The organism is Nostoc sp. CMAA1605, assembly GCF_021596505.1.
In the GTDB taxonomy this organism is placed as follows: Bacteria; Cyanobacteriota; Cyanobacteriia; order Cyanobacteriales; family Nostocaceae; genus Trichormus.
On the sequence record NZ_PJIZ01000092.1, the window covers coordinates 20,469 to 31,040 of the forward strand.

Here is a 10,572-nt window from a genome sequence, read left to right on the forward strand (position 1 = left end):
TTTTAGAGCGACAAATTATTTGTCACCAAAATTAAATTGTTGTCCTACGTTGAAAAATAATCATCTCAGTTCCGATAACGGGGTTACGTGCGACTAATCTCTCTTGGGAATCGATAATTTCTAAATGAGCAAAATCTAATTTTTGAGAACGCTGTAATATGTCTGCGGCTAATTGATTTTGCTGAGATTCTGGGAGATTGTACCAATCATCTTTAATTTTTACAGTCAAGCTACTGCTGCGGAAGTTAGCTTGAATTGATTCTATGATGCCGGAAACGTAAGCATCGCTAATTTCTGCCACTTGAGTTTCAATGGCTGCAATTAGTCTTTGTTCTGGGGTTAATTCTATTCTTGGCGTTGATGTTGGTTCTGGTGTTGGTGTTGGTTCTGGGGTTAGTTCTGGTTCTGGGGTTGGGGTTGGTTCTGGTGTCGGTTCTGGTTCTGGAGTTAGTTCTGCTTCTGGGGTGGGTGTGATTTCTGCTGATGGCTGTGGTTCTGGTGGTGTAGTGCTTTGTGGAGTTGGTGTTGTTGTAGGCGTGGGTGTGGGAACTTCTTGGGCTGGGGGAACTGTTGCAATTTGAGTGGGCTTTTTGGTGAATACAGTTGTAGTTGTCCACACCACAATTACCGCCAAGACACTAGCAATGATTCCTGTCAAAGCTGTATCCGTCACCTTTGTAGATAGATTAGATGGTAAAAAAGGACGGACTTGCTTAAGTAAAAATCTACTCCATTTAGATTCTAGCGATCGCCAAAATCCTGGTGTTGTTTCAGTGGATGGAGTTTCTAGTTTTTCTACGGTGGTTTCTAATATTCCTATCGTTCCCCTGAGAATTTGAAGAATTATCCCTTTCCAAATAGGTTGGACTGTTCTTGGGCGGGGTTGACTTCTCGACGAAGATTTATTTGTTGATTCAGGAGGTTTGTCTTGTGACATGGAAATTTCACCAAAAGCACAGATTATATCTACAACTATCTAGCAATTTGTATTCTTACCCTATGTTAAAGCTGCGTCTACATAATACAATTACGAATTACAAATTATGAAAATTTAGTGTGTGATGAAACTCAACCGTCGGCAATTTTTATTGTTAAGTAGTCTCAGCACCGTTGGTAGTGGAGTGTTAACTTGGACGTTAATTCATCAAAATGGCCGTAAGCAACTGATAGATTCTGTCACCGCAGCTACACCACCGAAAAAAAATTTACTCTTGCGGTTTGTGTCTGTAGCCGATACTGGCACCGGTGCCAAAGGACAGTATGCTGTAGCTAAGGCGATGACGCTATATCACCAGCGCAATCCTTATGATTTAGTTGTGTTAGCAGGTGATAACATTTACAACAACGGCGAAATTGAAAAAGTCCAGGCTGTTTTTGAACGTCCCTATCAAGATTTACTCAAACGTGGTGTAAAATTTCAAGCTTGTCTAGGTAATCATGACATTCGCACTGATAATGGCGAACCGCAAGTCAAATATCCTGGGTTTAATATGAACGGACGCAGATATTATACTTTTCGTCGGGAACGGGTGCAATTTTTTGCTTTAGACACCAATGGTAATGCTGATTGGCAAAATCAATTACCTTGGTTAGAAAAAGAGTTAAGTAGTAGTGATGCTACTTGGAAAATTGTCTTTGGACATCACCCAATTTATTCTTCTGGTGTCTATGGTAGCAATTCTGAATTTATTAAAACCTTCACACCATTATTTAAAAAATATGGTGTGCAATTGTATATCAATGGACATGAACATAGTTACGAACGCACTCGCGCTATTGATGGAACTACCTATTTAGTTTGTGGTGCAGGCGCAGGAAATCGTCCTGTAAGTCGTTCAGAATGGACAGAATATTCTACCAGTAATTTAAGCTTTGCTGCTTATGATGTTTATCCCGATAAAATCGAAGTCGTTGCTATTGGTACTAATCATCGCGTCTTTGATCGGGGTGTAATCAAACTCAGCTAAATGTTTAAGTTGAACATCCAGATCACCCAGGCGATCGCTATGATTAGGTATTAAGTTGAAGTAGTAAATTTTCCTAGCGATCGCCCTGATATTCCCACAAGTAATATGTAATTGAATTTCGCTCTCATTTGAAATGAGATACTAGACTGTATATCAGAATAAAAACTATCAAAGCAAAACAACTAAATAAAGAAGCACTGAGAGTTACAAGAACAGGTATATTCATAGATTGAATTATGGTGATTGCACCAATACTGAAACCGATAGCAGCTATGAAACTCATCAAGCTGACTAGATTCTGATTCACCATCTTTCCCTATCCCTCACTCACGGCTTCCTCATTATTCATAATTCATGAGCAGCTTTAAATGCTGTAAAAGCCATTACCTTAAAGTGAGTGCAATTGTTCACAAGTTATGCAATTTTGATATATTTTTAGGGTTTTCATGTCTTGAAGACACAATAATATATTTTATATTTTATTTAACATATGGGTAACTATACTATTTTGAATTACAATATATACATTGTGACGTAAAACACTTGTCGAAATAATGAAATTCTAGTTAATATCATGAAAATTAAACGTCTGGAAATTAATTATTTTCGCGGCATTAGTGATTTGACTCTTAATTTCAATCAAAGAGAACCAAATATAATTATTGGTATCAACGGTGTAGGCAAATCAAGTATACTTGATGCTCTTTCTCTCTTGCTTTCTCGTTTTATGGAGTGGATTGGCGGAGTTGTTCCTATAGAAGAATTAAGAAAGTTCAATGAACTAGATATTGCCAATAACTCATCATTGACGAAACTTCAACTTACAATTTCATCAAATGGAGGAGAAGATAGCTGGGAATTATTGAGAAGTCGTAGTGGAGTCTCGGAAGATGCTATGCACGAAATGGCAAGAGCATCAGCTAACGCTATGTGGCGACATTGGTATAATGAACCTCAATACAATATACCTTTGGCAGTTTACTATCCTGTTAATCGTGCAGTTGCTGATATTAATCTAGAAATTCCTACTCAGAATAATTTAAAACAAATAGATGCCTATAGAGAAGCATTAATAGATGGAAAAGTTAATTTTACTAGTTTTTTTCAATGGTTTAGAAATAGAGAAGATTTAGAAAGCGAGCTATTACGGGATCAACTAGATTATCGTGATCAACAACTAGAAGCAGTCAGACAAGCTGTAACTTCATTATTACCCAATTTTTCTAATTTACGAGTACGCCGTTCTCCCCTACGAATGACATTAATCAAAGACGGTGAAGAATTAATTATTAATCAACTGTCTGACGGAGAAAAATGTTTACTAGCAATGGTGGGAGATTTAGCCAGAAGGTTAGCAATTGCTAATCCTGGTTTGTCAGAACCACTACAAGGAAATGGAGTGGTTTTAATTGATGAAATTGAATTACATTTGCATCCTAAATGGCAACGGGAAATAATTCCAGCTTTAACCAGAACCTTTCCTAATTGCCAATTTATTGTAACTACGCATTCACCACAAGTTATTAGCCAGATCAAACCAGAAGGAATTTATTTATTAGAGAAAACGACGCAAGGTATAGTTGCCAAACGCCCAGAAAGTTCCTTTGGTAGAGATAGTAATCGGATTTTAGAAGATTTAATGGGTGTTCCAGAACGTCCCCAAATCATTAAAGATAAAATTTTAGAGTTATTTAGATTGATTGATGCTAGTAATTTAGAAGGTGCTAGACAACTACGTCAACAGTTAGTTGAAGAAATTGGCGCAGATGAACCAGAGTTTGTTAGAGCAGATGTACTAATCCGTAGAAAGGAAATTCTTAATCGATGAAGTACATCAAAAAGAATCGAGAACCAGGGCAATTTACTAGTTGGAAGGCGTTAGCGAATGATTATTGGCAACCTAGTTGGGATAATAACTTTCAAGCACCAGAAAAACCTATTGTACATGATGCTTTACTCAAAGAACAAGGTTTCATCTGCTGCTATTGTGGAATGCGGATTACTAGACAGGCTAGTCATATAGAACATTTAAAACCTCGTAGTCAATATCCTAGTTTGGCATTGGAATACACAAATCTTATAGCTTCATGTCAAGGAGAAAGTGAAGAACCACCACCAATTCCTGTACATTGTGGGCATGAGAAAAAGTATTGGTATGAAGCAAAGCTAATGGTATCGCCTTTAGAGCCAAACTGTGAAGCCTTTTTTAAGTACACTGGTGCGGGAGAAATTCAACCAACAGATGATCCATTAAAACAGGATGCTGCCATAACGACAATTGAAAAACTAGCACTCAATATTGATAAACTCAAGAATATGAGGAAATTAGCCATAGATGCTGCATTAGATGCTACTCAAGGATTAAGTTACGAAGAAATACAGAAGTTAGTTCAAGGCTATAACGAATTAAACAATACTGGAGAATACACTCCTTTTTGTGCAGCTATTATTTATATACTCAAAAATTATTTTTAGATTTGAAGAAAAATTCATTTTAACTAAAATTATATATTTAAAGACGCGGATGATCGCGTCTTTTTAAACCTTCATTTCTGAATAATTACTGATGTGCCTAAAGAAGCCCAATTAAATAACCACTTAGCATGATTAGGTGCGAGATTTACGCAACCGTGGCTAACGGGAGTACCAAACCTCCGATGCCAATAAGCACCGTGAATACCATAATTCCCATCATAAAACATGGCATAGGGAACATTAGGGACATCGTAATTTCTACCACGCATTCGGGTAACTTTATGCTTTGATTGAACTTTAAAAGTACCAATACGTGTGGGTGTAGATTTCTTACCAGAGGAAATTACGATCGCATACACTGGTTTATTACCTTCCCAAGCAATTAATCTTTGTGTAGAAAGATTAATCTGAATCCAGCGTTCATCTGATTTTTGCAGATTTTGTATACTTGCTGTAATTTTCTGGTTAATGACACCAGCCCAAGCTGCATCAGAACTCATGCTAATGGTACTAAGTGACAATAATGCACCAACCATAGAGAGTTTGAAGCAGCGTGTCCAGTTCTGAAAAGTTAATATTTTCATGGTAGAAGCACGGAGACAAAGAAATTTTTACCAGTTTTTGAGACATCAAATATAACCGTACATTGGTAAAAATTTCATCCAGAAAATTACAGAGAGAAGTCATTAGTCAATAGTCAATAGTCAATAGTCATTAGTCATTAGTCATTAGTTATTAGTTATTAGTCAATGGTTTTTATCCTCTCCTACCTTGTCTACCTTGTCGCCCTTGTCCGCAATTCCCAGTCCCCAGCGATGCACTGAGCTTGTCGAAGTGTCCCCAATCCCCAGTCCCCAGCGATGCACTGAGCTTGCCGAAGTGTCCCCAGTCCCCAATCCCCAATCCCCAGTCCCCAATCCCTTACAACGGAATTAACTCTGGATAATATTGCAACAACTCATCGTTAGTGAGTTCATCACCTAATCTGGCTGGAGAGAAATGAACTTGAATGGCTCTGAGTTTGTGGTTGTAGTGTAAATTAATTACGGCTTTTAACCCTTCCTTTAACGCTTGGATATTTGCTAAGTCTGTTTCTATGTCGGGGACTTCTCCTTCACAAGCAACTGTAATCATCACTACAATGTTACGTGTGGTGGGGAGTGATAGAGGTTGACTGGAACTAGCATCTAAGTCTAAATCAGCACCATATCTTTCGGCTGAATCGCTAAATAATTCGTTGAAGTAGTCTCCGGCTTCGCCTTCACTCCAGAAGACATCACCTTCATTAGACGCTGATAGCCAATACTCATCGTATCGTACCAGGGTTTCGCACAGGTCTACTAGACCCTCGCCCATGACTTGCATATCACCTTCAGAGGCGATCGCATCTCTAGCGATTCTATTTAATTCTCCCAAAATTGGCGCGATTTCCGATCCCGCCAAGTGCAGAAGTATCCGACAGACTACATAACGAGTCCGCCCCATCATTTTGTTGAAGATACCAGACATCTCTATCTCCTATCGGAATATAAGGGTAAGGGTTTAGGGGTGTGGGGGTGTAGGGGTTTAGGGGTAACAGAGACAAGGTAGACATTTTCCTATTCCCAATCCCCAATCCCCAGTCCCCAGTCCCCAGTCCCCAGTCCCCCACTCACTCATTGACATAGTGAAAGGTTTTAACAAAATCAATCACTGTATTCATGGGTGGTAGTGTGGGTGTAGGTGAATCACTAGATAAGTCAGCTAAAAAGTTAACATGATCGGCAGCATTAATAAATCGTTTACCAAAATTTGGGTTGTGATGCACAATCAGAGTTTGACCACTGGAATTAGTTAAGATTGTTTGGGTGGCAGCTTTAAAGAAGTTAATTTTGGCGGCTAATTCCAAATTTCTTTTTACCTGTCTAATGGCTTTCGCCTGAACTATAGCTTCCTGGATGGGGGCTACTAATTGCTTCGCTCTTTGGAGTGTGTTTAGATCCAAAAGAGATATATCTTCTTTCCCTATGGTGTCTACCATTGTGTAAATGTTTTTTTGCGTATTGGCTGCATCTCGAAAGGGGAGAATAGCCATACAAGCGGTAGGTAATAGGGTATCATCACTATCTACTCGAAAGGTGATGACTGTACGGCGGCGACTTACTTCTATACTAGGGGGTTGTTTGCATAGCTGATATTCTTGTGCGATGTGGTAGTAAGCACCGGCTAAAGCGAAATTGGCTTCTGATTCTAGGGCTGCATCAACGACAATACAAATAGTAGGGGGCGTTTCATTAAAAAAATCGCGGACATCCTCTATATCAAATCTTTGAATAATAGTGCGATCGCCTTCAGGACTTAAATCCACCCATTCACATACTAAAGCATCTGTTTTCAAGCCAAATCTTGGTGTAGAGTAAAGTTTTGCACCTGTGAGAATCGCACTAGTTAGATCAGCACCTATCCATTCCGCTTTAATTAATTTCGCTTGGCTTAAATTCGCATGGACTAAACTCGCATTAGTTAAATTAGCATTACTTAAATCTGCTCCAATTAAGCTGGCTCCACTCAATTTGGCGTTGCTTAAATCCGTCCAACTCAGATCAGCTCCATTTAAATCAGCCCAACGCAGGTTAGCACCACTCAAATCTGCACCACTCAGGTTAGCTTGAGCTAGATTTGCTTGTTTTAGTTCAGCTTCTCGCAAATTAGTGCTGCTTAAGTCAGCACGACTCAAATCAGCTGCATTGAAGTTAGCCATTTCTAAGTTCGCTCCCGCTAAGGAAGTACCTTTTAATATTGCTTCAGAGAGATTAGCGTGACGGAGGTGAGCATGACGCAGTGTGGCTTCCCGTAAGTCAGCTCCTTTGAGATCAGCTTCAAACAAATCAGCACGACTCAGTTCCGCACGAATCAATTCCGCGCGTACTAATAAAGCTCCCCGCATTTGAGCGCGGCTCAGATCAGCACGAATTAAATTAGCTACATTTAAACAACAATGATTGAGAATCGCATTGGAGAGATTGACACCACTAAGTCTAGCTACATTTAATTTGGCATGGCTTAAATCAGCTCCACTGAGATTAGCTCCACTTAGGTTAGCGACGCTCAAGTTCGCATGACTAAGGTTCACACCACTCAGTTTGACCCCGCTCAGATTCGCTTCTGAGAGGTCAACACCGCTAAAGTCCATTGCTCCGCTTGTGTATTTTTCTAGCAATTCCTCTACATTCATCGATGCTACCCTTTAGTCAATAGTCAATAGTCATTAGTCAATAGTCATTAGTCATTAGTTTTGCTCTCCTGCTCCCCTTTCCCTATATTGGTTCAAGTAGACGGAAAATAAGAATAATCAGCTTACATAATTAAAGATGAAAATAGGGATTTTAGGATTGGGATTGATTGGCGGTTCACTGGGTTATGATTTGCGATCGCAAGGTCATCATGTTGTAGGTGTCAGTCGCAAGGAATCTACCTGTCAGACAGCAGTGGCTTTAGGTAGTGTCGATGTAGCATCTGTAAACATGAACTTGTTAGCAACCGCAGAAGTTATCTTTGTTTGTACACCTATTGGACTTATTGTTCCCCAAGTTGAGCATTTAATTAAGCATTTAAAATCAACTACGGTAATTACGGATGTAGGTTCAGTAAAGGCACCTATTGTAACAGCTATTGATCCTATATGGGCAAATTTTATTGGCGGTCATCCAATGGCGGGAACTACTGATAGTGGAATTGAAGCCGCACAAAAAAAATTATTTGTCAATCGACCCTATGTATTAACGCCAACATCACAAACGCCGCCCGATGCTGTAGCGCAGGTAGAAGAAATTGTGCGATCGCTCGGTGCTAATATCTATCATTGTCAACCAGAACAACACGACCGCGCCGTCAGTTGGATTTCTCATTTACCAGTTATGATCAGTTCCTCATTGATAACAAGCTGTATGAGTGAAACTGACCCAGAAGTTTTACAATTAGCCCAAAATCTTGCTAGTTCCGGGTTTCGGGATACCAGCCGCGTTGGTGGAGGAAATCCAGAATTAGGCGTGATGATGGCGCAATATAATCGCCAAGCCTTGTTGATTTCACTACAAAAATATCGCCAAAATCTTGATGAATTAACTAATCTAATTGAGCAGGAAAATTGGACAGCTTTAACAACAAGACTAGAATCAACTAGCCAAGCTAGACCTAATTTTGTTGATTAGTTAATAGTGCGTTATGAAAATTATTGATATTCCTAGCTTCATCAGCAAGCTAGGAATTTTTATGTAAAGAAAATTTACAATTTAATCTGCATAAATAGAAATTTAAGACCTGTTAAATAACTCGTGGAAAAATATTTATCGGTTTTCAACCATGCACAAAAAAAACCTCATTCCTTTACTCACTATAGGTCTTGGCTTGACCACCATATCCGCCTTACCATCTCAAGCATTGGAAGGACAAGTGCCAACTTTATATGAACTTCAAGGCGAAGGGATTACAGTTACCTACTCAACCACTAGCTTTGATGGTAGACCACGCTTACAATACCAAGACAAACAACAAACATTACAGTTTACAGGAGATCAAATCCGTACCGTAGGACTAGAGATTGGAACACTGGTGACAGTAAGCACTGGTAAAACGGTAGAAGGTAATCCTACCACATTTAGTTTACTTTTACCGGCGGTGAATTTAGGAAAAAGCAACCAAGCACGAATTACTACCAATGGGATCACAACAATTAATCGTTTTTCCGTGACGACTAAATTTAATCAAGGACAAACACAGATTTATAAAACGACTTCTTTAGTTGGTACAGCTCAAGCAGTACAGTTTTAAACTTGTGCAATATGGTGCGTTTGCAAGAAAACGCACCCTAAATAAAATTTACTTTGAATATACAAAAACAATAGTCATTAGTCATTAGTCATTAGTCATTACTCATTACTCATTACTCAATTCCATTGAAAATTGGTTTAATTTATACATTTACTTATTTAAACTAATTATGTGATTTTAATAAAAATTTTGTGAATGGGAAAAGTTTCTAGTCATCATCTGTTAGTTTATGTACGTGTTCTACCAAAAATTAGCTTAATTATTCAGTTGCATACATCAAATACATTTGGGCATTTGAATTGTAGGGTAATTCGGGTGCTAGATGAATCAAAACCGCTAATAACTGAAATAAACTATGGAAAAACGACTAGGGACACAGTTTATTACTCTTCAACAAAACTGTAGTCAGTATATCAAAAAACTATCTCGAAATAAACACTTTCGGGGGTTAAAAATATATCTTTTTATACTCGCTTTAGTAGTGGGAATAATTGTTACACCCATAGGGGATTCTATATCTGGAACATTAAATAAATTACCCACCAATACTTACAAAGTCGCTACAAAAACATCTTATAGAACATCGTGGATAGGTAATAGTTTTGGTGGTAGCAAGTGGGTACAAATTCAAATGGCGGGGATGTATGTTTCACCTGAAGGTAAAGTTTACATCAATAGTCATTGGGATGAAGCAGGCCGAGAAGTCGGTATTTACCAAAATGGTGATGTTATTGGTAAATTTGATGACTTGCATGGCTGGGGAAGACTAGGAGGAATGGCGATTACAGGTAATCAGCAGTACCTTTATATAGCTATGCAGCAAGGTCATGAAGGGAAACCAGAAGATGATTATCCGCCAAAGGGGACGACTTGGTATTGTATTAGACGCTATGATTTGTCTGGAAAACCTGCACCTTTTACTGGGGGGCGTGGTTGGGATAAAAGTATGCTCATCATCAATAGTGAAAATGAAGTGACGGGATTAGCCACTATTGGGAAAGAATTGTATGTCAGTGATGTGGCTAGCGATCGCGTCCGTGTCTTCAACACTGATACCATGCAAGAACTACGCAGTTTTAGCGTTACCAAACCAGGCGCGATCGCCATTGACCGACAAAATAATGTATGGGTGATTCAAAATTACCAAAATCAAGCCAAGATTGTGCGTTATTCTCCTCAAGGACAGCAAATAGCACAAATTACAGATGTCGCCAAACCAACTGCGATCGCTTTTAATCCCCAAGGTCAACTGTTAGTAGCAGATAATAGTCAAAATCAGCAAATCCTCATGTACAAAGTTGCCGATAAACCAGTAAAAATC

At 38.9% G+C, this 10,572-nt stretch carries 11 protein-coding genes; 6 read left to right on the top strand and 5 right to left on the bottom strand.

From position 1 onward, the window contains the following. Positions 1-31: 31 nt before the first annotated feature. Positions 32-937 carry a hypothetical protein gene (locus tag CV014_RS23815; protein ID WP_236144288.1) on the bottom strand — a complete coding sequence of 302 codons (906 nt, stop codon included), beginning with the start codon at positions 935-937 and terminating at the stop codon, positions 32-34. A 124-nt stretch (positions 938-1,061) separates the two neighbouring features. On the opposite strand from CV014_RS23815, the gene CV014_RS23820 reads away from it, so the two are divergent. The 3 genes from CV014_RS23820 to CV014_RS23830 all read left to right on the top strand — a co-directional run bounded on the left by CV014_RS23820 (position 1,062) and on the right by CV014_RS23830 (position 4,442). Continuing rightward, entirely contained in the window at positions 1,062-1,967 is a 906-nt protein-coding gene (locus CV014_RS23820) for a metallophosphoesterase family protein (protein WP_236144298.1), read from the top strand. 574 nt (positions 1,968-2,541) lie between these two features. Beyond that, the gene (locus CV014_RS23825; protein ID WP_236144289.1) at positions 2,542-3,795 is read left to right on the top strand and encodes an AAA family ATPase; all 1,254 of its coding nucleotides are present in this window, start codon (positions 2,542-2,544) and stop codon (positions 3,793-3,795) included. Continuing rightward, positions 3,792-4,442, top strand: a complete 651-nt coding sequence (locus tag CV014_RS23830; RefSeq protein WP_236144290.1) for a retron system putative HNH endonuclease — start codon at positions 3,792-3,794, stop codon at positions 4,440-4,442. The genes CV014_RS23825 and CV014_RS23830 overlap by 4 nt, the downstream gene beginning before the upstream one ends. A gap of 71 nt (positions 4,443-4,513) precedes the next feature. On the opposite strand, the gene CV014_RS23835 is transcribed toward CV014_RS23830, so the two are convergent. The 4 genes from CV014_RS23835 to CV014_RS23850 all read right to left on the bottom strand — a co-directional run bounded on the left by CV014_RS23835 (position 4,514) and on the right by CV014_RS23850 (position 7,656). After that, positions 4,514-5,026 carry a L,D-transpeptidase gene (locus CV014_RS23835; RefSeq protein ID WP_236144291.1) on the bottom strand — a complete coding sequence of 171 codons (513 nt, stop codon included), beginning with the start codon at positions 5,024-5,026 and terminating at the stop codon, positions 4,514-4,516. 172 nt (positions 5,027-5,198) lie between these two features. Beyond that, positions 5,199-5,345, bottom strand: coding sequence for a hypothetical protein (locus CV014_RS23840; protein WP_236144292.1), 147 nt, complete (start codon positions 5,343-5,345; stop codon positions 5,199-5,201). Between the two features lie 18 nt (positions 5,346-5,363). Continuing rightward, the gene (locus CV014_RS23845) at positions 5,364-5,951 is read right to left on the bottom strand and encodes a DUF1517 domain-containing protein (RefSeq protein WP_236144293.1); all 588 of its coding nucleotides are present in this window, start codon (positions 5,949-5,951) and stop codon (positions 5,364-5,366) included. A 142-nt stretch (positions 5,952-6,093) separates the two neighbouring features. Further along, a complete protein-coding gene (locus tag CV014_RS23850) occupies positions 6,094-7,656 on the bottom strand; it encodes a pentapeptide repeat-containing protein (protein WP_236144294.1) in 1,563 nt (520 codons plus the stop codon). A 136-nt stretch (positions 7,657-7,792) separates the two neighbouring features. Here CV014_RS23850 and CV014_RS23855 point away from each other — a divergent pair, with 136 nt between their 5' ends. The 3 genes from CV014_RS23855 to CV014_RS23865 form a co-directional block, all read left to right on the top strand. Further along, on the top strand, positions 7,793-8,632 hold the full coding sequence (locus CV014_RS23855) for a prephenate/arogenate dehydrogenase (RefSeq protein WP_236144295.1): 840 nt from the start codon (positions 7,793-7,795) through the stop codon (positions 8,630-8,632). Between the two features lie 151 nt (positions 8,633-8,783). Continuing rightward, positions 8,784-9,251, top strand: coding sequence for a hypothetical protein (locus CV014_RS23860; protein ID WP_236144296.1), 468 nt, complete (start codon positions 8,784-8,786; stop codon positions 9,249-9,251). A gap of 355 nt (positions 9,252-9,606) precedes the next feature. Then, positions 9,607-10,572 (top strand): SMP-30/gluconolactonase/LRE family protein (locus CV014_RS23865; protein WP_236144297.1); only part of this gene is annotated, 966 nt, incomplete at its 3' end.

What these genes read in the sequence shown, in the direction of transcription:
- CV014_RS23815 (WP_236144288.1), bottom strand. Translation starts at nt 937, where the DNA reads ATGTCACAAGACAAACCTCCTGAATCAACAAATAAATCTTCGTCGAGA.
- CV014_RS23820 (WP_236144298.1), top strand. Translation starts at nt 1,062, where the DNA reads ATGAAACTCAACCGTCGGCAATTTTTATTGTTAAGTAGTCTCAGCACC.
- CV014_RS23825 (WP_236144289.1), top strand. Translation starts at nt 2,542, where the DNA reads ATGAAAATTAAACGTCTGGAAATTAATTATTTTCGCGGCATTAGTGAT.
- CV014_RS23830 (WP_236144290.1), top strand. Translation starts at nt 3,792, where the DNA reads ATGAAGTACATCAAAAAGAATCGAGAACCAGGGCAATTTACTAGTTGG.
- CV014_RS23835 (WP_236144291.1), bottom strand. Translation starts at nt 5,026, where the DNA reads ATGAAAATATTAACTTTTCAGAACTGGACACGCTGCTTCAAACTCTCT.
- CV014_RS23845 (WP_236144293.1), bottom strand. Translation starts at nt 5,951, where the DNA reads ATGTCTGGTATCTTCAACAAAATGATGGGGCGGACTCGTTATGTAGTC.
- CV014_RS23850 (WP_236144294.1), bottom strand. Translation starts at nt 7,656, where the DNA reads ATGAATGTAGAGGAATTGCTAGAAAAATACACAAGCGGAGCAATGGAC.
- CV014_RS23855 (WP_236144295.1), top strand. Translation starts at nt 7,793, where the DNA reads ATGAAAATAGGGATTTTAGGATTGGGATTGATTGGCGGTTCACTGGGT.
- CV014_RS23860 (WP_236144296.1), top strand. Translation starts at nt 8,784, where the DNA reads ATGCACAAAAAAAACCTCATTCCTTTACTCACTATAGGTCTTGGCTTG.